The organism is Streptomyces sp. JLBT605, assembly GCF_058215555.1.
In genome coordinates, this window is sequence record NZ_CM177087.1 from 81768 (window position 1) to 106577 (window position 24810).

The 24810-nt window shown below is 69.5% G+C and carries 25 protein-coding genes and 1 pseudogene; 16 read left to right on the top strand and 10 right to left on the bottom strand.

What is annotated here, in order from left to right; genetic code table 11:
• Nucleotides 1-560: 560 nt before the first annotated feature.
• Complete coding sequence (locus tag AC4BDD_RS00455; protein ID WP_490688926.1) at nt 561-1325, top strand: hypothetical protein; 765 nt, start codon at nt 561-563, stop codon at nt 1323-1325.
• Between the two features lie 273 nt (nt 1326-1598).
• Complete coding sequence (locus AC4BDD_RS00460) at nt 1599-1928, top strand: putative quinol monooxygenase (protein WP_490688927.1); 330 nt, start codon at nt 1599-1601, stop codon at nt 1926-1928.
• Here the strand turns inward: AC4BDD_RS00460 and AC4BDD_RS00465 are convergent.
• The 4 genes from AC4BDD_RS00465 to AC4BDD_RS00480 all read right to left on the bottom strand — a co-directional run bounded on the left by AC4BDD_RS00465 (nt 1880) and on the right by AC4BDD_RS00480 (nt 4522).
• The gene (locus tag AC4BDD_RS00465; protein WP_490688928.1) at nt 1880-2227 is read right to left on the bottom strand and encodes a hypothetical protein; all 348 of its coding nucleotides are present in this window, start codon (nt 2225-2227) and stop codon (nt 1880-1882) included. The two genes, AC4BDD_RS00460 and AC4BDD_RS00465, sit on opposite strands and share 49 nt — an antisense overlap.
• 83 nt (nt 2228-2310) lie before the next feature.
• A complete protein-coding gene (locus AC4BDD_RS00470) occupies nt 2311-2433 on the bottom strand; it encodes a hypothetical protein (RefSeq protein WP_490688929.1) in 123 nt (40 codons plus the stop codon).
• Between the two features lie 323 nt (nt 2434-2756).
• A complete protein-coding gene (locus tag AC4BDD_RS00475; protein ID WP_490688930.1) occupies nt 2757-3617 on the bottom strand; it encodes an ABC transporter permease in 861 nt (286 codons plus the stop codon).
• On the bottom strand, nt 3614-4522 hold the full coding sequence (locus tag AC4BDD_RS00480) for an ABC transporter ATP-binding protein (protein WP_490688931.1): 909 nt from the start codon (nt 4520-4522) through the stop codon (nt 3614-3616). The genes AC4BDD_RS00475 and AC4BDD_RS00480 overlap by 4 nt, the downstream gene beginning before the upstream one ends.
• A gap of 133 nt (nt 4523-4655) precedes the next feature.
• On the opposite strand from AC4BDD_RS00480, the gene AC4BDD_RS00485 reads away from it, so the two are divergent.
• The 6 genes and pseudogenes from AC4BDD_RS00485 to AC4BDD_RS00510 all read left to right on the top strand — a co-directional run bounded on the left by AC4BDD_RS00485 (nt 4656) and on the right by AC4BDD_RS00510 (nt 9109).
• Nucleotides 4656-5951 carry a sensor histidine kinase gene (locus AC4BDD_RS00485; RefSeq protein ID WP_490688932.1) on the top strand — a complete coding sequence of 432 codons (1296 nt, stop codon included), beginning with the start codon at nt 4656-4658 and terminating at the stop codon, nt 5949-5951.
• A complete protein-coding gene (locus AC4BDD_RS00490) occupies nt 5948-6604 on the top strand; it encodes a response regulator (protein ID WP_490688933.1) in 657 nt (218 codons plus the stop codon). The genes AC4BDD_RS00485 and AC4BDD_RS00490 overlap by 4 nt, the downstream gene beginning before the upstream one ends.
• Nucleotides 6605-7046: 442 nt before the next feature.
• Complete coding sequence (locus tag AC4BDD_RS00495; protein WP_490688934.1) at nt 7047-7778, top strand: HAD family hydrolase; 732 nt, start codon at nt 7047-7049, stop codon at nt 7776-7778.
• A complete protein-coding gene (locus AC4BDD_RS00500) occupies nt 7775-8251 on the top strand; it encodes a GNAT family N-acetyltransferase (protein WP_490688935.1) in 477 nt (158 codons plus the stop codon). Before AC4BDD_RS00495 ends, AC4BDD_RS00500 begins: the two co-directional genes overlap by 4 nt.
• A gap of 160 nt (nt 8252-8411) precedes the next feature.
• Nucleotides 8412-8552 (top strand): annotated as a pseudogene (locus tag AC4BDD_RS00505) (transposase family protein); the annotation flags it as partial.
• A 308-nt stretch (nt 8553-8860) separates the two neighbouring features.
• Complete coding sequence (locus tag AC4BDD_RS00510; protein WP_490692012.1) at nt 8861-9109, top strand: hypothetical protein; 249 nt, start codon at nt 8861-8863, stop codon at nt 9107-9109.
• Between the two features lie 363 nt (nt 9110-9472).
• On the opposite strand, the gene AC4BDD_RS00515 is transcribed toward AC4BDD_RS00510, so the two are convergent.
• The 3 genes from AC4BDD_RS00515 to AC4BDD_RS00525 form a co-directional block, all read right to left on the bottom strand.
• The gene (locus AC4BDD_RS00515) at nt 9473-10684 is read right to left on the bottom strand and encodes an MFS transporter (protein ID WP_490688936.1); all 1212 of its coding nucleotides are present in this window, start codon (nt 10682-10684) and stop codon (nt 9473-9475) included.
• A gap of 96 nt (nt 10685-10780) precedes the next feature.
• On the bottom strand, nt 10781-11737 hold the full coding sequence (locus tag AC4BDD_RS00520; RefSeq protein ID WP_490688937.1) for an EamA family transporter: 957 nt from the start codon (nt 11735-11737) through the stop codon (nt 10781-10783).
• A gap of 54 nt (nt 11738-11791) precedes the next feature.
• Nucleotides 11792-12430, bottom strand: coding sequence for a mycothiol-dependent nitroreductase Rv2466c family protein (locus AC4BDD_RS00525; RefSeq protein WP_490688938.1), 639 nt, complete (start codon nt 12428-12430; stop codon nt 11792-11794).
• Nucleotides 12431-12696: 266 nt separating this feature from the next.
• Between AC4BDD_RS00525 and AC4BDD_RS00530 the strand changes: the two genes are divergently transcribed.
• Complete coding sequence (locus tag AC4BDD_RS00530) at nt 12697-13572, top strand: LysR family transcriptional regulator (protein ID WP_490688939.1); 876 nt, start codon at nt 12697-12699, stop codon at nt 13570-13572.
• Nucleotides 13573-13806: 234 nt separating this feature from the next.
• On the opposite strand, the gene AC4BDD_RS00535 is transcribed toward AC4BDD_RS00530, so the two are convergent.
• Nucleotides 13807-14700 carry a LysR family transcriptional regulator gene (locus AC4BDD_RS00535; protein WP_490688940.1) on the bottom strand — a complete coding sequence of 298 codons (894 nt, stop codon included), beginning with the start codon at nt 14698-14700 and terminating at the stop codon, nt 13807-13809.
• 147 nt (nt 14701-14847) lie between these two features.
• Here AC4BDD_RS00535 and AC4BDD_RS00540 point away from each other — a divergent pair, with 147 nt between their 5' ends.
• From AC4BDD_RS00540 to AC4BDD_RS00570, 7 genes are all read left to right on the top strand, one after another.
• Complete coding sequence (locus AC4BDD_RS00540) at nt 14848-15489, top strand: hemerythrin domain-containing protein (RefSeq protein WP_490688941.1); 642 nt, start codon at nt 14848-14850, stop codon at nt 15487-15489.
• Between the two features lie 70 nt (nt 15490-15559).
• Nucleotides 15560-16561 (top strand): GNAT family N-acetyltransferase, encoded by a 1002-nt coding sequence (locus tag AC4BDD_RS00545; protein ID WP_490688942.1) that lies wholly within the window; start codon nt 15560-15562, stop codon nt 16559-16561.
• Between the two features lie 54 nt (nt 16562-16615).
• Entirely contained in the window at nt 16616-17398 is a 783-nt protein-coding gene (locus tag AC4BDD_RS00550) for a VOC family protein (RefSeq protein WP_490688943.1), read from the top strand.
• Nucleotides 17399-17517: 119 nt separating this feature from the next.
• The gene (locus AC4BDD_RS00555; RefSeq protein ID WP_490688944.1) at nt 17518-18729 is read left to right on the top strand and encodes a glycosyltransferase; all 1212 of its coding nucleotides are present in this window, start codon (nt 17518-17520) and stop codon (nt 18727-18729) included.
• On the top strand, nt 18726-19463 hold the full coding sequence (locus AC4BDD_RS00560; RefSeq protein ID WP_490688945.1) for an SAM-dependent methyltransferase: 738 nt from the start codon (nt 18726-18728) through the stop codon (nt 19461-19463). The genes AC4BDD_RS00555 and AC4BDD_RS00560 overlap by 4 nt, the downstream gene beginning before the upstream one ends.
• A 101-nt stretch (nt 19464-19564) precedes the next feature.
• Nucleotides 19565-20434: an alpha/beta fold hydrolase gene (locus tag AC4BDD_RS00565; RefSeq protein ID WP_490688946.1), complete on the top strand. Its 870-nt coding sequence runs from the start codon at nt 19565-19567 to the stop codon at nt 20432-20434.
• A 194-nt stretch (nt 20435-20628) separates the two neighbouring features.
• Nucleotides 20629-21855 (top strand): glycosyltransferase, encoded by a 1227-nt coding sequence (locus tag AC4BDD_RS00570; RefSeq protein WP_490688947.1) that lies wholly within the window; start codon nt 20629-20631, stop codon nt 21853-21855.
• Nucleotides 21856-23013: 1158 nt separating this feature from the next.
• Here AC4BDD_RS00570 and AC4BDD_RS00575 read toward each other — a convergent pair.
• Both AC4BDD_RS00575 and AC4BDD_RS00580 read right to left on the bottom strand, forming a co-directional pair.
• Nucleotides 23014-23997 carry a phosphotransferase family protein gene (locus AC4BDD_RS00575; protein ID WP_490688948.1) on the bottom strand — a complete coding sequence of 328 codons (984 nt, stop codon included), beginning with the start codon at nt 23995-23997 and terminating at the stop codon, nt 23014-23016.
• 225 nt (nt 23998-24222) lie between these two features.
• Nucleotides 24223-24729, bottom strand: a complete 507-nt coding sequence (locus tag AC4BDD_RS00580) for a cupin domain-containing protein (protein ID WP_490688949.1) — start codon at nt 24727-24729, stop codon at nt 24223-24225.
• Nucleotides 24730-24810: the final 81 nt, after the last annotated feature.

Here is a 24810-nt window from a genome sequence, read left to right on the forward strand (position 1 = left end):
GGGGCCTCCGCGCTTCGTGGGTTGATTTCCCCTGCACCCTCGCCCCTCACCGTCGCCTCCAGGACGTGCGCCTCGGTCCCGTCCCAGCAGGTGCTCCGGCAACTTCCCTCTGCGTTCCGCGTAGCGGAGCGCGCGTACGGGTCCGGCGTACCGAGGCGTACCGGGCGCCCCAACTCTCAGCGGCGGTCGCGGCCCGCTCCCCTGCCCGGGTCAGGCCTATCCGGTGGCTGGAAGGACTGGCCGCGGCCCGCCGGCGGTGGCGGATGCTCGCGCAAGGGCCCGGTGCCTCCAGGCCCGGCGGCCGTTAGACCGGCACGGAGACGCATTCCCTGACTCGAGCCAGTGCCCTGCTGCATCGGGCACACCGCAGGCTCGGCGCCGAATACGACCGCCTGACAGCGGACGGATGCTGGCTGCTACCCGGAGCGGACAAAGACGCTGCCCCTCCTCGGACTCGATCATCGCCGACGAGAATGTCATCAGCGACGTCGTGGTGCTGCCTCGCTCCTGGCGACGCCTTGTTCGATCAATGGCTTCAACGACTGGAAGAACACAGGCTGATGCGCTCTACCTTCCCCCTGGCGACACTCTGCACGGCGGCCGTCCTCACCCTCGCAGCCTGCGGCAGCCACGAGGGCGACCCCGAGGACAAGCCGAAGCACCACACCGGGAAGCCCGCCACGGCGACGACGCAGAGCAGCGAAAGCACCGGCCTGACGGAGCTGTCCGGGCCCGAGATCATCAACAAGGCCATCGAAGCGATGAAGTCCCCCGCCTCGATGCGGGTGAAGATGGACAGCGGGAGTGGCGACAATCGGTATCGGCACGACGTCTCCTCCAACCGCAGTGGCGAGTGCGTCGGCAGGATGGGCACGGGAGACCAGGCGCAGACGCAGGTGATCAGGATCGGTCCCACCGTCTACGTCAAGTATGGTGCCGGCTGGTGGAAGACCCACGACCTGGGCGGCAAGGTCGTCGAAGACAAGCTCGCCGACCACTGGGCCAAGACCGACGCCACCAGCGCGACCGCCAAGGACCTCACTACGGCGTGTGATTCGGAACAGCTCATAGCCAACCTGGCGACCGCCTTCGAACACGCCAGGAAGGGCAAGGTCACCACGGTCAACGGCCAGCTGGCGATGACGCTCACCGCGCGGGACGACACATCGACCTACACGGCGTATGTCGCGGCCGAAGGCAAGCCGTACATCCTCAAGCTCGCTATCAAAAGCAAGAAGACCAGCACCATGTTCTTCAGCGACTTCGGCGAGCCCGTCAGGGCCACCGCCCCCACCGGCGACATCCTCGACCTCGACGCGGCCTGACCACCCCGGACGCACGCCCCGGATGCTGGGCAGACAACGGTGTTTCGCACGCCCCTGTGACGGGCTCAGCCATCTTGGTGGACCGGGCGCCGCCGGAACACCGAGTGGAGCTGACCCGCGCTCGGCTGCCCCCCGGACGCCTGAGTTGCGTGCATCCTTCTCAACGAGGCCCCGTCTGCCTGGGCGAATGTGGTTGACCTGGGCTTGCCTGTGAACCATGGTCGACCCAGCCTGTGCGTCCACCGCATTTCCTCCCCACCGCAGGAGCAGTACGTGATCTTCATCGTCGTCAAGTTCACCGTCCGGCCCGAGTACCAGGACACCTGGCTGTCGCGGGTGGAGGACTTCACGCAGGCCACCCGTCAGGAGCCGGGCAACCTCTTCTTCGAGTGGTCGGTCAGCGTGGACAACCCGCGTCAGTTCGTCCTGGTCGAGGGCTTCGCCGACCGCGAGGCCGGTGACGCGCACGTCAACTCCGAGCATTTCCGGGCCGGCCTGGAAGCGATGGCCGACGCCATCGAGACCACCCCGGAAATCGTCAGCCACGAGGTGCCTCAGGACGGCTGGAGCCTCATGGGCGAGCTGTCGCCGCGCGAACGCTGACCGGCGCTCCGGCGGGCGGCCCACCGGGGTCCCGCCAGTGCCGCGGCTAGAAGCAGGCTGCTCGGTGAGTTCGTGCACGGCGTCGTTGATGATGGGGGTCGCGCCGGGGTGTTCAGGACGTAGTCGCGTACGCCCGCGTCCTGTCCGGTCTGGCGGGCGACGATGTCGGCGAGGGCCGGGTCGTGGGGCGGGTTCAGCAGCTCGTTGGTGAGGTTGATGCCGAGGACGGCGGTGCGGTAGCAGGGCAGCGGCGGGTCCTGCCATCGGGTGCCGAAGGAGTCGATGAACACGTCGGGCACGAGGGCCTTCCGTCTCGAAGGGGTGGAGACGCCGGAGCGCCGCCCGGCCGGGACGGGTGGGCGGCGCTCGGTGGCGTCAGGTGCTACTTGGTGGTCTCGGTGATGGCCAGGAACTGGTCGGTGGCCAGGTCCATCACGACCTGGGCCTCCCGGGCCATGGGTGCGCCCGACGAACGCGACCGCATCCGCGCAGCGATGGACCGCATCCTGGCCGGCCACCCCGAGCACTCGCACTGGTCTGCGCCCTTCACCAGTCCACGGTGGAAACCGTCTGCTGCGCCAGCAGCTGACCGAGCGCGCTTTCGTGGTACGGGGGCGTTGCCCGCCCAGCCCCAGATCCCCTCCGCGAGCGTAGATCGCGGCAGTCCCGAGCCCTCAGCAGGCCTAAGGCAACCCGCCTGGAGAGCTCCACATCTCTGGCCTCTGGCCTGGCGTAGTGGAGGCGCCGACACTGCAGAATGCCTGAAACTGCTTGTGAGCGGAGGCGACAGTCCAGGCTGATCAGCCGCTCTCTGCAATCTCTAACCACTCACTGGTCTCGCCGGTGGACGCTGGTGACGGCGATCGCACATGCGACGCCCGCCCACACTGTGTAGACGGTCCAGGCTCCGCCGGTGCTCCACGGGAAGGCAATTGGGGAGTGGTTGACATCGACGAGCCGGAGCCACGCACGGTAGGGCAGGGTGTGCCCGGCGACCGCCGACCAGTGGCGGCCGTCGGTCAGGAACAGCGGCAGCACGAGGATGACCACCACCGAGGTGATCATGGTGGAGGCGGTGTGTCGGATGACGGTGCCGAGCGCGAAGCCGGCGAGCGCGCATACCGGCGCGAGGAGGGCGGAGGCCAGGACGACACGGAAGGCTCCCGGGTCGCCGATGGAAACGCCCGCATCCCGGCGATCGAGAATGGTCTGCGTCAGAGCGAACGAGACCCCGGCGACGACCGCGCCGAAGACGGTCGTGACCACCGTGACGACGACCGCCTTGGCCGCTATCACCGAACGGCGGGCCGGGACGGCCGCAAATGTCGTCCGATTGGTGCCCGTGCTGTACTCCCCGAGGATCACCAGGGCGCCGATGGCACCGAGGGCGAGGGCCATGAGCAGGGCCGCGTTCGAGGTGAACGCATGCTGCAGCGCCATCCCGTCGCCGACGAAGGCTGCACGGTCCTTCGACACCTTCAGCGTCCAGTGGCTGTATGTGTCATAGGCGGTGCCCGCGTTGAAGCCGATGACGGCCAGGGCGGTGGCCCCGTACGCGATCCAGGTCGAACGCAGCGAACGGTGTTTGATCCACTCTGCGGCGACCAGGTCACGGAACCGGGCGCGGGGTTCGCGGGCGGATCGTTCGCCGCCGGAAACATCCGTTGTCGTAATGGTGGTCGCGGTCATCGAGGCTCTCCTCCGGAGAACTGGACACGGTCGGCGGTGAGCTCCATGAATGCCTCTTCCAGCGAGGCAGAACGGGTACTGAGCTCGTGCAGCGGCAAACCGTGACGTCGGGCGATCTCACCGATGCGCACCGCGGTCAGACCGGTCACGGTGAGCTGCTCGCCCTCCACGTGCACGGCCGCGCCCTCGGCCGTCAGCAGGTCTCTCAGAGCGGGCGCGGCGGGCGTGGCCACGGTGACGCTCCGCCGGTCGCTGCGGGCTGAGAACTCCGCGAGGCTCTCCGCCGCGAGTAGTTCGCCCCGGCCGATCACGATCAGCTGGTCGGCGGTGTGCTCCATCTCCGACATCAGATGGCTGGAGACGAACACGGTACGGCCCTCGGTGGCGAGCCGCCTGAACAGCTCACGCACCCACTTCACTCCCTCGGGGTCCAGGCCGTTGAGCGGCTCGTCGAAGAGCAGCACCGGTGGGTCGCCGAGCAGGGCGGACGCGATGCCGAGCCGTTGTTTCATGCCCAGCGAGAATCCGCCGATGCGGCGCCCCGCGACCTCGGCGAGACCGACCTCCCGCAGCACCTCGTCCACCCGGCGTCGGGGGATGCTGTTGCTGCGCGCCAGCGCCCACAGATGCGCCGCCGCGCTGCGCCCGCCGTGTACGTCGTGCGCGTCGAGGAGGGAGCCGACATGCCGCAGGCCGCGAGGGCGATCGCGGAAGGGCCAGCCCTCGATGGTGACCGTGCCGCTGGTGGGCTTGTGCAGGCCGAGGATCACCCGGAGCGTGGTGCTCTTGCCGGAGCCGTTCGGTCCGAGGAATCCGGTCACCTGACCGGGGCGCACGGTGAAGGTCAGATTCTCGACAGCTGTTGTGCCGCCGTATCGCTTCGTGAGTTCGTTGACTTGGATCACGGCGTCCACGGTGCCGTTCGACGCCCCCGCTCGTCGTCGGACCGGTGCTGACAATCGCCGGGCGCAGGTGTCGACCCTGGTTGTACGACCACAGGCCGACGCCCTGTGGCATGGACGCGCTTACGATCTCGGCATGCCCGCCTCACCGTCACCGCCGTTGCCGCTGCTCAAACGCATACCGCCGGGCCTGTGGACGGCGCTGGTGTGGGTCGTGGCAGCAGTGCAGCCCATTGTCGAGTACGTCCTGATGCCGCCGCGGCATGAGTACTCCCTCAGCTATCCCCGGGACGGCCTTGACTCGCTCACGGCTCAGGCGCTGCTCGCCCTTGCCTTCCTGGTGGTCCTGACCGGCAGCGCGCTGCTGCGCCGTCAGACGGCGGTGGCGTACGGTCTGGTGATCGTCGGCACGATCATCTCGTCGGTGGCCTGGCGGCAGGACGAAGTTCTGCCCCTGCAGTTTCTGGGGGTGGATGTCGCCCTCTGCTACGTCGCGGCCACCCGGCCCCGGCGCACCGCGATCACCGCGACCGCCGGAACGCTGGGCGTGCTCGCCGGGTACCTCGTCCTGCGGTGGGCCACGGGAGGGGAATCCGGCACCGCCTCCGAACCGTTCGTCGCCCTGACGGTCATCATCGCCTGGCTCATCGGCAACTCGGTGCACCAGGCCCGTGCCCACACCGCGGAGCTGCACGCTCGGGTCGCCGCCCAGGCGATCACCGCCGAACGGCTGCGCATCGCCCGCGAGATGCACGACACGGTCGCCCACAGCATCGGCATCATCGCCCTGCAAGCCGGAGCCGCAGCCCGAGTGGTGGAGACACAGCCGGCCAGGGCCCGCGAGGCGATGATCACCGTGGAACAGGTAGGGCGTGAGACGCTGGCGGGACTGCGGCGGATGCTGGGCGCACTGCGGCAGGCCGACCAGGAGCAGGAACCCGCCACCCGGAATCAGGAACCAACCGGCCACGGCCCGGGGCATGCACAGGCTCCTCTGCGGCCGACCGTCGGTCTGGCGGATCTGGAACGGCTCGCCGCGACGACCACGGCCGCCGGCGTCCGCGTGAAGGTGGGGTGGCAGGGCAAACGCCGCCCGCTCCCCGCGGACATAGGCCTCGCGGCGTTCCGCATCGTCCAGGAGGCGGTGACCAACGTCGTACGACACGCGGCTGTTGATCACTGTCAGGTGAATGTCGAATACCGCGAGGACGAACTCGTCGTCGAGATCGTCGACCGAGGAAAGGGCAGCGGCACGAACACGATGAACACGCACACCGGATTCGGCCTGGTCGGCATGCGGGAGCGGATCGCCTTACTGGACGGCCGCTTCACCGCCGGGCCGCTTCCGGGGGGCGGCTTCCGAGTAGCCGCCCGGCTACCGGTGCCGACAGCGGCAGGCGCCGAGCCCGCAGCGAAGGCTGGAACCAGATGACCATCCGGGTAGTACTCGCCGACGATCAGCCCCTGATCCGCGCCGCCCTGCAGATGGTCATCACCGACACCGCGGACGTCCAGGTCGTGGGCGAGGCCGGAGACGGCAGCGAAGCGGTCCGGCTGACCGGGGAACTCACCCCCGACGTGGTGGTGATGGACATCCGGATGCCCGGTATGGACGGCATCGAAGCCACCCGCATGATCACCACGGGCATCAGCACCGCACGCGTTGTTGTCCTGACGACCTTCGACGACGACTACGTCTACGGAGCGCTGCGCGCCAGCGCGTCCGGGTTCCTGGTCAAGGACATGGCCCTGGACGACATCCTGGCCGCAGTCCGTATCGTGGCTGCCGGGGACGCCCTCATCGCACCGAGCGTCACCCGCAGACTGATCAAGGAGTTCGCCGACCGCCCTACAGCAACGCCGCCATGGCGGACGGAACTCGAGCGCATCACCGACCGGGAACGTGAGGTGCTCACCCTGGTCGGCAAGGGCCTGTCCAACGCCGAGATCGCCGACCAGCTCTCCATCAGCGTCGCCACAGCCAAGACCTATCTGACCCGGCTGCTCGCCAAGCTCGACGCACGTGACCGGGTACAACTCGTGATCCTCGCTTACGAAGCGGGTCTAGTGGCGCCGTCCTACTGAGCGGGCCCCTGGAGAGGCCAAAGTTCACCAGGCAGAACTCGACAGAGAAGGAGTCGCTGACCGCCTCACGCAGCACGTCCAGAGACAACAACTGCGAGGCGGGCCACTTCGCGCGCACCTGCTCACCAGGCCTCGATCCAGACTGGCGACGGGAAAAGGCGCTCGCCACCACGGTGTCGGCGGTGCGGGGACTGAGGGGCGTGTTGAGGACGCGCGGCAGATGGACATGGGGGTGTTCGACGTCGACCTCGCGGCCGCGGTCCCGGAGTGGCTCGGGCAAGGAGTTCCCTAAGGTCGCTGGCTCTTTCCCGGACTAACGACCCCGGGGGAAATTGAGGTCCGGACATGCTGGCCTGCCGCGATATAGAGCTCGCTACATGTAGCCAGTGTTGAGGAAGTGGCCCTGGCATCGAACGCGACAACATAGGCAGGATCGTGAGTCATGCGTGCAGTTGTGTTCGATATGGATGGGACGCTTTTGGATAGCGTCCCCGCGGTGTCCCGTGCGTACGCCGACGCGATTCGCTCGCTCGGCGGCCCGCCGGTCTCGCCGGATGAAGTGGTCGCCGGCTGGCATGTCGGCCGCACAGAGCTGGTTCTCGCACACTTCCTCGGCCGCACCTGTGGCCCCGCCGAGGTCGAGCGGTTCCACGCTTACCTGGATCCGGCCGTCGCCGAGCTGCGGCCGTTCCCCGGCATACCGGCCCTGCTCGACGAAGTCGCCGATGCGGGCATGCGGCTGGGCGTATTCACGGCGGCTACCCGGCGAGTGGCTTCGAGCATGCTCGCTGCCGCCGGAATCGACGCGCGATTTGGCGTGGTCATCGCAGGCGACGAAGTCGGCAGGCCCAAGCCGGCGCCGGACGGGTTGTTGCTGGCACTGCGGCAGCTCGGGGTTCCGGCCGAGGCAGCTGCCTATGTGGGTGACGCTGAAGTGGACCTCGACTGTGCCAACGCCGCGGGAACGCTGGGAGTGCACGCCAAGTGGGGTGCACGCGCCGGTGTCCGTGCCGGGGCTCACCCGGTCGCGGCGCGTCCGTATGACGTGCTCAGCCTACTGGTGGCGCTACGCAGGCGTACGGGCGACGGTACGGCCCGCCAGGGCGGCTCCGGGACCGTGTCCCGCAGATCGGCAGATCAGCTGAGGCTCGCGAGTGAGGATAGGCAGTCATGATCACCATTGGTTCGTTGCGCGAGGAGGACCGCGCCGCCTGGGAAGCGCTGGCGCGTGGTTACAAGGCGTTCTACCGCACCAGGGTGCCGGACGAGGGCTACGAGCAGACTTGGCAGCGGCTATGGGGCGGCACCGAGTTCCACGGCATCGGCGCTTGGTCGCAAGGGCAGCTGGTCGGCATCGCGCACTACCTGTTCCACCCGACGTTCTGGATGGAAGACAGCTGCTACCTCCAGGACCTCTTCGTCGACGAGGCTGCACGCGGCCGAGGCGTGGCGCGGATGCTGATCGAGAAGGTGGCCGATGCATCGCGGGAGCAGGGGGCGTCCCGCTTCTACTGGACCACTCAGGAGGACAACATCGCCGCCCGCGCACTGTACGACAAGGTGGCGAGCTTCAAGGGGTTCATTCGCTACGACTACCCCATTGGCCTGCGACCTGGGGGAAGTGCTGGCGGGGCCGGTCAGCAGTGACGTGAGAACGGCCGCGTGGGTCAGGTGAGTTGTGAAGCTGACCTGGGCCCGCACGGCCTGCTCCCATCCTGCTCTGTCCGGTGTCTCCCGCGCACACTTGGGCGAGTTGTTCGCCGAACTCGCCGACCCGTGAGAGGCGGCCCGACAGTCCACGCTGCGCGTGGCGCGGGGTGGTGAACGCAAGCGGGCGGCCGGGGCAGCACGCAAGCCGAAGCTGGTTCTTTACGACAGGCTGCTTCTCACGCTGGTACACCTGCGCCATCAACTACCGCACGCGGCCCTGGCCGAACTCTTCGATATCGACCGCTCAACCGCCTCGGCGGCGATCCGGCAGGTCCGCCCGCTGCTCGCGGCACGCGGCTTCGCGGTGCCCGACCGGCCCGGGGTACGACTGCGAACGCTGGCCGACGTCTTCGCCTACGCCGGGGCCGAGGCCGTCGAACTGCGGCTCGACGGAGCTGAGACGCAGGTCAGGCGCCCACAGACGGGCCGCCCCGGACGCCGTGCCTTCGTCTCTGGCAAGCGGAAGCGGAACACGATCAAGACCACCACGTTCAGCGACGGACAGGGCCGGATGCTGCTGTCCCCGGGGGCGTACGGCCCGGCCGGATGCACGACCAGACCGACTGGAGCCCGCCCCGGTTCCGCCGTACCCAGCACACCGCCACCCGCCTCGATCAGTGGCGGACCTGGTACGAACAGGACCATCTGTCCCTGCAGGACATCGCGGACCGGGAAGGAACGAGCCTTGCCACCGTGCGTCTGGCGCTGCTCAAGAACGGTGTTCCTCTCCGCCCCGCCAAGTCCTACCTGGGCCGCCCGAGAAGAAAGGACCGTGCCAATCAACGACAGAGCTGATCACGGTCACCGGCGGGTAGGAGAGTGCGCGGCATTGGACGGACGCGCCGTCCTGGAGGGGCCGTAGCGGGCCTCGCCGGGCATGTCGACCGCCCCCGCGTCGCCGTGGCCTTGCACGGACGCCGCAGTCCGGCGGTGCAGCAAGGCATGGATTGCCGCCTCGTCAAAGACGGAGGCCGCGCCGGGGATGTGCCGGGCCGGCAGCGCGTGGGGGTCGTCATGGGGCTGTGCGTGGTCTTCCGTGAGTGCCGGTCCACGGAGGGACCACGGCGGATGAGTGGGGGCGTGCGCGACGTCTGCTCCCCGGGCCCTCCCTCAGTGCGGGGGCAGAACCCGGGGTCACCCTTCGGCGGTCGGGAGGGGTCAGCTCGTGGGTGTGGTCCGGCGGCCGGTGAGGGCGTGGAGGATCACGGCGAGAGCCACCAGGACGATGCCGAACCAGATGACGCTGGAGACGCCCACGTGGTCGGCGAACAGGCCGCCGATGAGGGCGCCCAGGGCGATGCAGGTGTTGTAGGCCATGGTGTTGAGCGACATCGCGGCCTCGAAGGTCTCGGGAGCCGTCGCCAGCGTCATGTTGATCTGGCTGAGCTGGACGACACCGAAGGCGAGGCCCCAAAGGATCATGGCGGCGATCACGCCGATGTCGTTCGTGCCGATGGTCAGCAGCATGACGAGTGCGGCGACCAGGATCAGGCCGCCCACGATGAAGCTGCCCCGCAGGCTCTTGTTGACGGTCTGGCCGCCGATGAAGTTGCCGATCGCGCCGCCGATGCCGAAGACGATGAGGAGGACGGTGAGGAAGCTGGCGGTGGCGGAGGCGCTTTGCTCCAGGTAGGGGCGGACGAAGGTGTAGGCGCCGAAGTGGCCGAGGACGAAGAGGACGACCATGACCAGGACCACTCGCAACGGTCCGTTCTTGGCGGGCAGTCCGAAGACCTCGCGGACCGAGACCGCGTTGGCCGACGGCAGCGCCGGGACCGTGAAGGCGACGGCGAGGAATACCAGGGCGCTGAGGCCGGCCCAGATGAGGAACGTGGCGCGCCAGTCGCTGGCGTTCTCCACCAGGGTGCCGAGCGGGATGCCGACGACGGTGGCGATTGAGATGCCGGACATCACGACGGCGGCGGCCCGGTTGGCGTGCTTCTCGGGGACGATGCGCATGGCCATGCTGACGCCGATGGCCCAGAAGACGCCGCTGGCGAAGCCCATAATCAGGCGGGTGCCCAGGATCAGCGGGTAGTTCGGGGCGATCGAGGTGATCAGGTTGCCGACTGCCAGGACGGCCAGCAGCGTGGTCAGGAGCCGGCGCCGGTTGACGCGCCGGGTCCATGCCACGATGAACGGCACGCCGAGACCGGCCGCGACACCCTGCGCCGTGACCATGAGACCGGCCGCGCCTACGGAGACGTGGAGGCTCTCGCTGAGCGGAGTGAGCAGGCCGATCGGCATCAGTTCGGTGGTGAGGAAGACGAACAGACTGGCGGTGATGGCACCCACACCCAGCCATCCCCGGGCCGGGGACACCTGCTTCTGTGCAGCGACGGGATTGCTTGCCTCTTCTTGAATGGTCATGTCATCTCTCCGGGATGTGGTCAGGCGTGGTACCCGCATGCCTCATGGCTTCTGGGTTGAAAGGGGAGGTCATGGCGTGGGGAGGTGCGCCCGCCGTTATCCGCTGCGTTCCTGTTCCAGAGCGGGGTGGTCGGGAAGGTGCGAGTCGGTGGTACGGGGCGGAGCCGAGGGGGTCTCCTCGGGCTTCGGTTCGGGTGGGCGCGGCTGGCCGAGCACGACCGCGAGGAAGATGACGGCCATGCCGACGATCTGGAGGGCGGACAGCGTCTGGTCCTTGACGAGGTAGCCCAGCAGGGTCGCCACGACCGGGCTGCCCAGCGCGAGGAAGGAGACCGCCACGGCAGGCAGGCGCTCGATGCCGCGGAACCAGACGATGTAGCTCAGGATCGCGCCGAAGATGATGAGGTAGGCGAACCCGATGACGTTGGAGCCGGTGAGGCCGTCGTCGGGCAGGTCTTCCAGCGACAGCCAGAAGGACAGCAGGACCAAGCCGCCCGCGGTGAGTTGCCACCCGGTGAACGTGAGCAGGCTGACGCCCTCCGGCCGGCCCCACCGTTTGGTCAGGGTGATGCCCGAGGCCATGCACAGGGCTCCGCCGACTGCGGCGAGCACTCCGATGGTGTCGAGCGACGCCGCTCCCTTGAAGACGAGCAGCACCACGCCCCCGGTGCCCATCACGCAGGCCAGGGCGTGGACGGCTCTGGTCCTGTCACCGAGGAAGAGGGCGGCGAGGATCACGACGAACATGGGCTGTGCCGACATGATCATGGCGGCGATGCCGCCCGGAAGCCGGTAGGCCGCGACGAAGAGCAGGAAGTTGAAGGCGCCGATGTTCAGCACGCCCAGCACCAGCGCGCGCCACCACCAGACGCCGACAGGAAGCTTCCGGCCGAGGGCCAGCAGGAACAGGCCGCCGGGCAGGGCCCGCATGGTGGTCGCCAGGAGCGGCCGGTCCGGTGGCAGCAACTCGGTGGTGATCAGGTAGGTGCTGCCCCAGACGGCCGGAGCCAGGCCCGTCAGGGCCGCCGCAAGTCCATTCTGTGTGCTCTTCATCTTGCCTCAAATCCCTGGGGAATTGCTGTGGTTCCCGACGTCCGTCCGGCCGGCTCAGTCGAAGATCGGGTCGCGGTCGCGACCACGCTTCAACTCGAAGAAGCCGTCGGTGCTCGCCACGGCGAGCACGCCGTCCCAGAGCGTTCCGGCGGCCTCGCCACGGGGAGCGGGGGTGAGCACGGGCCCGAAGAACGCCAGCGCCTTCCCGTCGGGGCCGGGCACGTGGATCACGGGGGTGCCGACCTCGGAACCGACCGGGTCCATCCCCTCGTGGTGCTCGGCCCGCAGCGGCTCGTCCCAGGAGGTGTCCTCCGCGGCCTCTATCAGGTCGGCGGGCAGGCCCGCCTCCTCCAGGGCTGCGCGGATCATGTCGTGGCCGAGCCCGGCCTTCTCGTGGTGGATCAGGCGGCCCATGGCGTTGTAGAGGGGGCGCAGCACCTCGTTGCCGTACCGCTGCTGTGCCGCGACGCACACGCGCACGCAGGCCCAGCCGTCGATCATGCCCTGGCGGTACTTCTCCGGGACCTCGCGGCCCTCGTTGAGGACCGACAGGCTCATGATGTGGAAGCGGGTCTCCAGCGGCCGGACCTGTTCCACCTCCAGCATCCAGCGTGAGGTGATCCATGCCCAGGGGCAGCGGGGGTCCACCCAGATGTCGGCGATGGTCGTCTCGGTGCGCGGTGGCGTGATCATGGCAGTCGCTCGTCCTTTCGGTGTTACGGGCGCAAGGGCGCGCCAGGGCATGCCTCGGCGGTGTGCGCCCAGGTGCGGGAGGCAGGGGAGGGGGCGGCGGAAGCGCGGCTCTCGGTCATGCCGGAGGGCCCTCGAATCGAGGGCCGCCCGGTGGAGTTGGCCCGAGGACGTTCCTGCCGTGTGCGTTGTGACCAGTGTCGGACCGGGGGTATCGATGAGTCCAACACATGCTTGTCACGTGATGTATCTCGTATCACGATGGATCTATGGAGCTCCAGCAGATGCGGTACGTGATCGCCGTGGCCGAGACGAACAGCTTCACGAGGGCTGCCCAGCGCTGCCTGGTGGTCCAGTCCGCGCTCAGCCACCAGATCGCGCGCCTGGAGAAGGAACTGGGCGCGCGGCTCTTCGAACGCACCAGCCGCCGGGTCCGGTTGACCCCGGCGGGCGCTGCCTTCCTGCCCGCGGCCCGCCAGTGCCTGGACGCGGCGGAGCGGGCCGCCGCCGAAGTCGCGGCGGTCGTCGGGGAGGTTCGCGGACGCCTCGCGGTGGGGCTGATCCCCACCGTCGCCGCCGTGGACATTCCCAACGTCCTCAAGGACTTCCACCGGCGTCATCCGAAGGCCCGGATCAGCCTCAGTGTGGGAGCGAGTGACGAACTCGTCGAGCGGGTCAGGCAGGGCGAGATCGAGGTGGCCTTCCTCGGCATCCCGGTCACGGCCCGCCCCCGGGGCGTCATGGCCCGGGAGCTGGCCCGGGAGCGGCTGGTCGCCGTGGTCTCCCCGGACCACCCGCTCGCCGGCGAGACCTCGGTCGGCCTGCGCCGGCTGTCCTCGGAAGTGTTCGTGGACCTTCCGGCGAAGACCGCCGGCCGGGCCCAGTCCGACCTGGCCTTCACCGCTGCCGGCCTCACCCGCCATGTCGCCTTCGAGGTGACCAACGCGGACTACCTGGCCCGTCTGGTCGGCGCGGGCCTCGGCGTGGCCCTGCTCCCGCCCGCGTACGTCGCGGGCCTGGCCGGGTTTGCCACGATCGAGGTCACGGACGCACCGGCCCGCGCCGAGTACGTGATCTGGGGCCGGGAGAGCCGTACCCCGGCTGCCGCGGCCTTCCTGGAGCTGCTGGGCATCGAGGAGGAGTAAACACGCGCGGACGAGCCAGGGGCGGCGCGTTCCGTCAAGCCGGAGCCGAGCAGTGCGCGCGCCGTCCTGGAGGGGCCCTAGCGGGCGCCTCGGCGCTCGTGTCGACCGCATCCGCGTCGCCGTGGCCTGCCACGGACGCCGCAGTCCGGCTCGCCCTCGGTAAAGAGGTCGCGGGCCTGGTGAACGATCCGCCAAGCTGCGGCGCCTACGACGTGGTGGAGCCGGCAGGCTGCGTCAGAAGTGGAATACACCCAGGTCGCGCACCGTGTCGGCCAGGGCGCGGATGAGGTCGTTCTCGGCTTCGGTCCGCCAGACCAGAGCGAAGGTCAAGGTGGCCATCTCGGGGACCGGGAGGAATCGGATGTTCGACATACCCCAGTACCTGGTGACATGGCCGGGGAAGGTGTGGATGATGTCGCCCATGCCGACATGGCTGATCAACTGATCGGCGTTGTCCGACGCCGCGGCCGTGATGCGCTCGATCGAACGGCCGCGTGGGGTGGAGAAGGGCAGGTAGCTGTCCTCCCAGTAATCCGGCAGGCCGAGGGCGGTAGCGTGCGGGAACTCGGCGAGCAGCTCCACGGGTACGGAGTCCCGTGCCGCGAGCCGGTGGTCGGCGGCCACGGCAAGGACCCGCGGGTCGGTGCACAGGGCGGGCCCGACGGTGAAGTCCGGCTCTTCCACGGGCAGCCAGGCGACCATGACGTCCATGGCGCCGCTGCGGAGCTGGCCGAACGGATCGGTGAAGGTTGCCTGGCGGATCTGGAGGCCCCATTGCGGGTGGCGCGCGCGGAACGCCTTCCAGTAGGGGTGCAGATCGGCGATGTTGAAGGGCATCAGGCTGACGCGGAGCTGTGCGGTGATGCCGCGCGCCGCCAGCTGGGCGCGCTCCAGGGATTCGTGCAGGCCCGCGTAGACCGGTTGCAGGTCGTCGCGGAACTGCCGGCCGACCTCGGTCAGGCTGACCGAGCGGCTGGTGCGGGCGAACAGTTCGGCGCCGATGCGCCGCTCCTGCTTCTTGATGGCCTGGCTGACGCGGCCCTGGGAGACGTGCAGCCGCTGTGCGGCCCGGCCGAAATGCAGCTCTTCCGCCAGTACGAGGAAGATCTCGATGTCCCGCAGCTCCACCGGCCCACGCCCCCATGTCGATCGATAACCCAGCGGTAATCGAACCGCGCGAAAGTGTGGCTTGATCATATGCACGGATCGCAAGATCGTTTGAGGCATGCATGCACGCATGAAGAACCGTGAAGAACGCCGCATCCGTCCGGCCCGATGAGCGACGCCCTCGACCTGACCGTGATGTACGCGATGCATGGCGCCCTGCGCCGGGAACTGGTGCAGCTCGACCGGGTCACCACCGCCGCGGACCGTGACCCTGTGCGCGTACTCGCCACCGCCGCCGGATGGACACTGCTCAAGCAGGCCCTCCGCGCGCACCACGCGGCCGGGGACGACGCGCTGTGGCCGTCGCTGCGGCTGAATCTGGCCGGCCGTCCGAAGGACCTGGGCCGGTTGGAGGTGATGGAAGCAGAGCACGCCGCCATCGCCGCGGTGGTCCAGGCCATCGACGAGTTACTGACCGAACCCGGAGCGGACCCGTTGCGGCTGGGCCAGCTCACCGACGCGCTGACCCTCGGCCTGGCCGGACACCTCCGGCATGAGGAGGACACGGCCTTCCCGCTGATCCGGCGGACGCTGACCGCCGAACAGTGGGCCCATTTCAGCCAGGTCCACGCCCGGCACATCGGCAAGAACGCGCCAGTTCTGCTGCCGTGGCTCCTGGACGGGGCCGACGAGCCGACCGCGACGAGGCTCCTCGCCCAGCTGCCCGCGCACGCGTACGCCGCCTGCACCGCCCGGTGGATCCCGGCCTACGCCGCTCTCGACCGCTGGAGTCCAGGCACCACGGCCTGACGCGCCTTCACCGCCCGCCCCCTGGTCCATCGCCCGACCGCCTTCGCCTTCGACCACGAAAGCCATCACAGTGTCCCCATCTGTACACGTCACTCCGCTCCAGCGCGTCTCGGACACCGAGGCCGCCACGTGGCACCAGGTCGTCGCCGCTTCGACGGCCCACGACCTGCCGGGAGTACCTGTCCCCGACCCCGGACAGATCCAGGCCCAGCTCACCCAGACCTCCCTCGGCAGCAGTCGGCTGACCTGGCTCGCCACCTCGGCGGACGGGGCCCCCGTCGGAGTTGCCTGCCTGCGGCTGTTCACCGAACCGGGCCAGCAGCACCTGGCCGAACTGGAACTCCACGTCGATCCCGCCCACCGGCGCCTGGGAACCGGATCCCTCCTGCTGTCGGCGGTCGTGGCGGCCTGCCGCGCAGAGAGCCGACGCAGCCTCGTCGCGACAGCCGCGGCCGACGGCCCGGGCGAGGCGTTCAGCGAGCGCCACGGCTTCCGCCAAGCGCTCACCTTGGATCACCTCATGCTGCGCCTGGACGAGCTGGACGTGGCCGAATTGTCGCGGGTCGCCGACGCTGAGCACCACGGCTACGGTCTGACCGATTGGACCGGGACGGTTCCCGACGGGCTCGCCGACGCGTTCGCCGCGGCCAAGAACGCGATGAACGACATGCCCGTCGGAGACCTGGACTACGGCAGCGTGGCGTGGGACGCCGACCGCGTGCGCGCCATGGCCAAGGTGGTCGCCGACCGCGGCGACACCCTGCTGACGACCGCCGCCGTCCACGACGACGGCACCATGGCCGGCTACACCGAGATCGTGCTCCCTGGGGGCTCCGGGCCGCGTGCCCAGCAGTACGACACGGCGGTCGTGCCCGCGCACCGCGGCCACGGCCTCGGTTTGTGGGTCAAGGCCGCCATGGCGCGACGGCTGCGCGCCGAGCACCCCGGCGTCGTCGAGATCGAGACGGACAACGCCGACGACAACGTCCACATGCTGGCCGTCAACCATCGCCTGGGCTTCCGCTCCTACCGGCGCACCCGCGAGTTCCAGCTCGACGTGCCCACGAGCTGAGAGCGACCGACACCCCGGCTCGTCCACCCATCGCACACCGGCCAAGGAGCTGCCGTGAACGTTTCCACCTCCACCCTGTCCCTGACCGTCGCCGACGTCGACGCCTCCCGTGACTTCCTGTGCACCCACCTCGGCTACGAAGTGGCCATGGCCGACGACGGCTTCGCCTCCCTGACCCGTGAGGACACCGCCGTCGACATCGTCCTGCTCCGCAAGGGCACCGAGGTCCTGCCCAACGAGCAGCGGGACCGGGAGGCGGGCGGCCTGATCCTCGCTCTCACGGTCACCGACCTCGACGCCGAGGAGGCACGGCTGCGTGCGGCCGGAGCCCCCATCACCATGCCGCTGCGCGAGGAGCCGTGGGGCGAGCGCCTGTTCCAGATGACCGACCCCAACGGGGTCGTCGTCCAGCTCGTCGAGTGGGCCGTCCCCGACCGCCCCGCCAATCCGGCCGAGGCCACCGCCCCGCACGTAATCACCCCCACTGCGGAGAGCGTCATCGTGTCACCGAACGCCACCATGACCGGCCTGGCGGCGCCCAGCCGCGGCAGCGCCGAACTCAGCACCTGGACGGTCACGATGGAAGCCGGGGCCACGGGTCCCGAGCACTCCATCAGCCGTGAGCAGGTCTGGACGGTCACCGCGGGCGCCCTGGAAGTAACCTGCGACGGCCACACCCACAAGGTCCTGGCCGGGCAGAGCCTGATCCTCCCGCCCGGCCTCGTCCGTCGGATCCACGCCCCGGAACGGGCCGAGGCCCACGTCGCGATGCGCTCCGACGGGGTCGCTTCCGTTCCCGGCACCGAGGGCACCCGCGAACTGCCCTGGGCACGATGACCGCGACTGCCGCGAACGAACCGGACCCCTGCTCCCTGGGAAGTTTCGGCAACGACCGGAACCCTCCCGCGCAAAATCACCGGCTGAGGCCGGCATCCACGAGGAATGAGAAACACGACATGCGTGTGCTGTTGATGGCGTACGGATCGCGCGGAGACATCGCGCCGCTGGCCGGACTGGCGGCGACGTTGCGGGAACTCGGCGCCCAGGTGCGCGTGTGCGCACCTCCGGACGAGGAGTTCGCGGAACTGCTGGCCAGTGTCGGCGCGGAACATGTGCCGTTCGGGCGGGACGTGCGCGCGCTGCGGACGGGAGCGCCGCCCTCGGACGCGGCCGCGTTCGCGGCCGAGCTGGTCGCCGGGCACTTCGAGACGGTCGGCAAGGCGGCCAAGGACTGCGACGTGCTGGTGGCGAGCGGTCTGATGCCGGCCGGCGCCCGCTCGGTCGCCGAGAAGCTGGGCATCCGCTACGTGTACGTCGGCTTCCACCCGTTCGAGATGCCCTCCGCGCACTACCTGCCGTCCGGGCGGCCGGGCCCGCCGCCCCCGCCCGGCATGACCGACAACCAGGCCCTGTGGGACCTGGACGCCCAGAAGGTCAACGCCCTTTACCTCCAGCCCCTCAACGCCCACCGCGCGGCGATCGGCCTCGCGCCTGTGGACAACGTCCGCGACCACGTCTTCGGCGACCGTCCGTGGCTGGCGGCAGACCCGGTCCTCGGGCCGTGGGAGAAGCTCACGAACCTCGACGTCCTGCAGACCGGCGCGTGGATCCTGCCCGACGAACGCCCCCTGCCCGCAGATCTGGAGACGTTCCTGGACGCCGGCACGCCGCCGGTGTACGTCGGCTTCGGCAGCATGCCCATGAGCACGGCCAGCGACATCGCCCGGATCACCGTCGAGGCTGCCCGCGCGCAGGGCCGCCGCGTGCTCGTCTCCCGCGGCTGGGCCGACCTGGCCCTGGTCGACGATGCGGAAGACTGTTTCGCCGTCGGCGACGTCAACCACCAGGCGCTGTTCCGCCGGGTCGCGGCAGTCGTGCACCACGGCGGCGCGGGCACCACGACGACCGCCGCCCGGGCCGGTGCACCCCAGGTGGTGGTACCCCAGTTCGTGGACCAGCCGCACTGGGCCGCCCGCGTGGCCGAACTCGGCATCGGCGCGGCACACGACGGCCCGACCCCGACCCTCGAATCCCTGACGGCCGCCCTCAGCACGGCCCTGACCCCCGAGACGGCAGCACGAGCGCAGGCCGTCGCCGGCACCATCCGCACCGACGGTACGGCGGTGGCCGCGAAGCTGCTCCTCGACTCGAGCACGCCGCGCCGATGAACCGCGAACAGATTTCCGAGATCGCCCACGCCGACCACCCGATCAAGTCTCCGCTCGACGACGACTCGGTCAGCCGACTGCTCGAACACGGCCTGCCACGAGGCGACGAGCGAGTCCTCGACCTCGGATGCGGCACAGCGGAATGGCTCCTGCGCGCCCTGGCGACCCGCCCGCACCTGCACGCCGAGGGCGTCGACGTCTCCGAAGTCGCCCTGGCACAGGCTCGCCAGGCAGCGCGCGCACTCGGAGTCGACGAGCGCCTGGTCCTCCACCAGCGGGAGGCAGCGGACTTCGTCTCTTCAGAGCCGTTCGACCTGGTGCTCAGCGTCGGCGCCACGCATGCCTTCGGCGGTCTGCTGCCGACCCTTGCGGCAGCCCGCGAGCACCTGGCACCCGCAGGCCGCGTCCTGATCGGTGAATCCTTCTGGGAACGCCCTCCTTCCCCGGAGGCCATCGAGGCGTTCGGCGACCTCGCCGACCTGGCGAGCACGGTGGACCTCGTCGTCGCCGACGGCTGGACCCCTGTCCACGGCCACGTCAGCACCCGCCGGGAGCGCGACGACTACGAGTGGGCCTGTTGGGGCTCGCTCGCCTCCTGGGCTCTGGACCACCCTGCCGATCCGGCCGCCGCGCAGGTGCTGGAAACGGCCAACACCCGGCGTTCGCAGTGGCTGCACGGGTACCGGGACAGCTTCGGCTTCGTCTGCCTGGTGCTGCGCCGGACCTCGCAGTGATCGCGTAGGCCGCCGGCAACCCCGCGCACCCTAGATGTCCCCCGCACCCAGGGGTCCCGCCATAGCCGCCGCACCGCGGCGGCCGGAAAGTGAAGAAACAGATGCAACCCACCTTCGTACTCGTGCACGGAGCCTTCGCGAACTCCTTCTCCTTCGCGCCCCTTCAAGCCGAACTCGGCCTCCTCGGACACCGCTCGGTCGCCGTCGACCTGCCCGGCCACGGGTTCCAGGCGACCTTCACCCACGCCTATCAGGCACCGCAGGACCCCGCGGGTCTCGCGAGCGCCCCCGGCTCGATCAAGGGCGTCACCCTCGCCGACAACGTCGCACACCTGATTGGGGTCCTCGAACGGGCCAAGCAGAACGGCCCCGTGATCCTCGTCGCCCACAGCCGCGGCGGTGCCACGGTCACGGCCGCCGCCAACGCGCGCCCGGACCTGATCGACCGCCTCGTCTACGTCTCGGCCTGGGCCCCGGTCCACCTCGACGTGGGCGGTTACTACGCCGAGCCGGAAATGGCCACGGTCAACCCCGCCGCCTTCGCCGCGGCACTGGCCGGAAACCCCGCCGAACTCGGCCTGCTCCGCGTCAACTTCCGCACCGCCGCCCCAGACGCGCTCGCGGCACTCAAGGCGGCCCTCTTCGCCGACGGCACCGACGAGCAGTTCCTCACCTTCCTCAACACCTTCCAGCCCGACGAGAACCTGGACGCCGGCGGCTCCGCCGACCGGGCACAGGCCACGACCTGGGGCCGCATCCCCAAGACCTACATCCGCCTGGCCGACGACACGAGCCTGCCGCTCGCCATACAGGACCGCCTGATCCGTGAGGGCAACGAGCTGACGCCCGACAACCCGTACGACGTCCACACTCTGGCGGGCAGCCATCTGAAGTGGCTGGTCGACCCCGCGCCGGCGGCCCGCGTCCTGGGCGAACTCGCCACGCTCCCCGCCCCGCCCGCCCAGGCGTGATCGAAATAGGGTGAGCGGTCGGTGGTGGTGGGGCGAGGAACGAGAGCGTCCATGTGGGCGCACCCCTCCCCCCGGCACCGAGATCGGACGCCGCTACCGGGTGACGGCCTCCACCGAGGCCGTCACCCGGGCTCCACGCCGGCCCAGGATGGCCGGCCTGACCAAGAAGCCACGGAAAGAGAAGACCAACGAAAATGCGTGTGCTGCTGTCAACGTATGGGTCCCGTGGGGACGTCGAACCGCTGGTGGGGCTCGCAGTGCGGTTGCGGGAACTCGGCGCGGAGGTGCGGGTGTGCGCGCCGCCGGACGAAGACTTCGCGGAGCGGCTGGCCGGGGTCGGCGTGTCCACGGTGGGCGTCGGGCAGTCAGCACGCACGCTGATGACTGCGGCGCCGCCCCCGTCGAGGGCCAACCTGCCCCAACGCGCTGCGGAATTGATCGCCAGCCAGCTGCAGGTGATACCCGCAGCGGCCGAGGGGTGTGACCTGATAGTGGCTACGGGGGCGATGCCGGCCATCGCCGGGGCGCGGTCGGTGGCCGAGAAGCTGGGCATCGGCTGCGTGTCCGTAATCTTCCAGCAGCTGACCCTGCCCTCGCCGCACCGCCCGCCGCTGGCGTACCCGGGCCGGCCGTTCCCACCGGAGGTGACCGACAACCGGGCACTGTGGGACCTGGACGCCCAGAGCATCAACGCACTGTTCGGCGAGGCGCTCAACACCAGCCGGGCGTCGATCGGCCTGCCCCCGGTGGACAATGTCCGCGACTACGCCTTCGGCGACCGGCCGTGGCTGGCGACGGACCCGGCGCTGGACCCGTGGCAGGAGACACCCGACCTCGACGTCGTACAGACCGGCGCCTGGGTGCTGCCCGACGACCGGCCACTCCCGGCGGAACTGGTGGCCTTCCTGGAGGCGGGCTCGCCGCCCGTGTACGTGGGCTTCGGCAGCATGGCCGTACGCGGAGGTGAGGACGCCGCCCAGGCGGCCATCGAGGCGGTCCGCGCGCAGGGCCGCCGGGTCCTCGTCGGGCGCGGCTGGGCGGATCTGGGCCTCATCGACGACCGAGACGACTGCTGCGCCGTCAGCGAGGTCAACCACCAGCAGCTGTTCGGACGAGTGGCCGCCGTCGTACACCATGGCGGTGCGGGTACGACGACGACGGCCGCTCGGGCCGGCGCACCCCAGGTCGTCGTGCCCCAATTGGCGGATCAGCCGTACTGGGCCGGCCGGGTGGCCGAGCTGGGCATCGGCGTAGCCCACGACGGCCCGGTGCCGACTACCGAGTCCCTGTCAGCCGCGCTCAAGACAGCCCTGGACACAGAGACCGGCAGCCGGGCGAAGACCGTGGCGGGCACGATCCGCACCGACGGGGCGATGGTGGCCGCGAAACTGCTGATCGACGCTGAGCTGTTTCCATCCTGAAGTCGCAGGCCGCGGGGCTAGTGTGGGTTGAGGATGGGGCACTCTGGCTGATCGGGCCGTGATCGCGAACGGTGATCGACTGTCACATCCGGATCTCGCTGCTGGCCAGGACGGGACCCGCACCGTCCGTGGCCTTCACCGTCTCTGACGGTGCGTCACCCGAGTGGGTGTGCTCATCCTGGCCTGTAGGTGACTGTGGCCGCCCGGGTGCCCTCCCCACGATGAGGACCTGCCCGGCCGGTCGGCCGGGCAGGGAACAGGACATACTTCCGCCATGGACATGGCCGGGTCTGCGGATGCTGCTCGTGGTTCTGTTCGCCGGGACGACACTGAGGACTGCCGGCGCTCGAACTGCGCCCCGAGCGGGCTACGCTCCTCGATGGTGAGCCAGCGGCCCAGGCCCACTGCGCCGAGGACAGCGGGGACGCCTGTCTGATCGCGGAGCGGCTGTACTCATACGACGGGACTCGTGAGGAGGTGCTGGAGTACTACGGCCGGGAAGCGCCGCCGGCGGGATGGCGCCCCGTGGACCGCCTCGACACGGGGCCGGACCGCCGGATCGTGGTCTTCTGCTTCGAATCCAACGATCGTCCGAGCATCACGCTCGCCTTCGAGTCCCCGGCAGCCGGGCGAGGGTGAGGAGGACATCGCCGCGGACCTCCGCCCCGGCCTTCGCCGGCGCGGCGTGTGCGCGGGGCCGGGACGCTTCTCCAGGCATATCAATGCTGGGAGAACACGAGCAGCGCTCCCTGCCCTGAGCGCGGCCTTTATCCACAGGGCGGGTCCCGCACCGTAGGGCTCCCGGCCGTGACACAGCAGGCGCCCGGCCAGCAGACAGCAAGGAGTCCGTCATGCCCAAGACCCCACCACCGCCACTGAGCCGCCCGCCCCGATGCACCCGGACGACGTCTCCGACGCGTTCGCTTACACCCGTGCCGTGCAGGCCCGCGATGTCGACACCGTCTGCGTGGTCGTGAAGGAAGTCGGACCGGAGCTGCGCCCGCTGCTTCTGAACACGACCAGGCCGAGGAGTTGCACGCAGACTCCTTCGCCCTGGAGGCCCTCGGTCGGATACTCCTGGAGGTCCTGCGCGTTTCGAACAACTGGCTGCCATGACTGGCCCGCGCATGCTCTTTGCCGCAGGCAACCGATCCGGCTTCAGGCGTAGCGTGCGAAAAGCGCCTGGAGGTATCCCTCCAGCCGCCTGGTCAGCACGGTGGGGGTCAGATTGGCACGGCCCACCTCGCGCCATGGAACGGCGACCTTCTCCGCGTCCGGAGCGAAGGCCAAGGCGTCCAGCAGACGCCAGTAGAGATGAGAAGCGTGATCTTCGGTCAGCGTCCCTCCCGCCGCAACGTAGAGGTCGGCGAACTGCATGCCCGTGGAAACCCCATGCAGCAGGGCGAGGGCTGTCGAGCAATGGGCCACGTCCAGGTCGGCCGGTCCCCACGAGGTCTCTACCCAGTCGACGACGCCGCTGATCCGGAACCCGTCGCCCTTGCCGGTGAAGAGGACATTGCCGGGATGGAAGTCCCGGTGCAGGAAGCAGGCCCGGTAGTCCGGGGGCTCGCGGCGGATCACGTCCACGGCCCGTTGCCACAGCTCAGGCCGCTCGGTGTCTTCGGGCGGGCTCACCTGCTCGGGAGAGGTCCACGCCTGATAGGTGCGAGGCCGTGCCTCTGCGGTCACTGGCAGCCGGTGGATGCGCAGCAACTGGTGGGCCAGCAGTTCGGCACGCCGGTCGGCGCCCTCATCGCCCAGGCGCACGGTCCCAGGCAGCAGGGACATCAGCAAGGACGGATGGTCGCAGTACTGTGCTGTCGGGTCCACGGCCACCAGCCTGGCCGCGGGCACATCCGTGCTGCCGAGCAGGCGCAGAACGGCTGCCTCGCGGGTCAGCAGGCCCTCCGCGTGGCCAACGTAGAAGGGCTTGACGAAAGACCGCAGGACCAGCGACCGTCGACCGCTCGGCCCGCAGATGTCCAGACGACGCATTTCCGACGTCCAGCCGCCGCGCAACCGCACGACGTCCTCGATGCGTTCTGCCTCGGTGAGCCCCTTCTCCACCCAAGCACGCGTCGCACCCCAGCCCTGGTCCTCAAGATTGTTACCCGTGTGCTCGGTTCCCTCGCCCGCAACCATGGGGGCAGGCTACTCACTTATCCGACAGATGCTTTGGCCGCCCCACCCACAACTCTTGGCACTTACCGCGCAGTTGTGCCGAAATGACTCCCACGCTGAGACACAGAGCCAGCTGGGCGGGTGTACTGACGAGCCCGTGCACACGGCGACGACGTCGACGGCCGCCGGCGCTATGTCGACCATCGGCCGCACCCGCGCCCACACCGCCGCGACCGCACGGGGGCGTCAGCCGGTCCGTGCTGACTGCCAGGCCGAGACGTCGAGGAAATGCACGTCATAGCGGTCCTGCTCGGCATTGAGGCTGTCAAAGGAGTCCAGGCCGTGCTGAATACGTCCCAGAGCGCGGAAGTAGCCGAATCGGTCGATGCCTGGTGTCAGCACCGCGAGCAGGTCGGCGGTGGAACCGGGAGCGGCGCCGAAGGCGTGCGGCATTCTGGGCGGGACGACGACCAGCGAACCTGGCCCCACGGATGTCATCTCATCGTCGAGGAAGAACTCCACCGTGCCGTGGAGTACGTAGAACAGCTCTGACGACAGAGCGTGATAGTGCGGCCTGGCACCGTCGGCGCCCTCGCCGAGGGTCAGGCGGTTCGCGCCCAGTGCGCCGCCGGTTGCGCTGGCGTCGGCCAGCAACCGGAAGCCTCCGCCATGCGGCAAAGGTATGTGCTCGGCTTCCTCAGACCGCACGATCAGTGCATCTACGGTGTCGCCGACATCCCGAATCATCTTCATTGGCTCCTGTCTCCCGAATCTCTGAGGCCGGGTTCCATTCCAGCCGGGGAAGAAGCTGCGAACCAGAAGCAGTTATCGCCC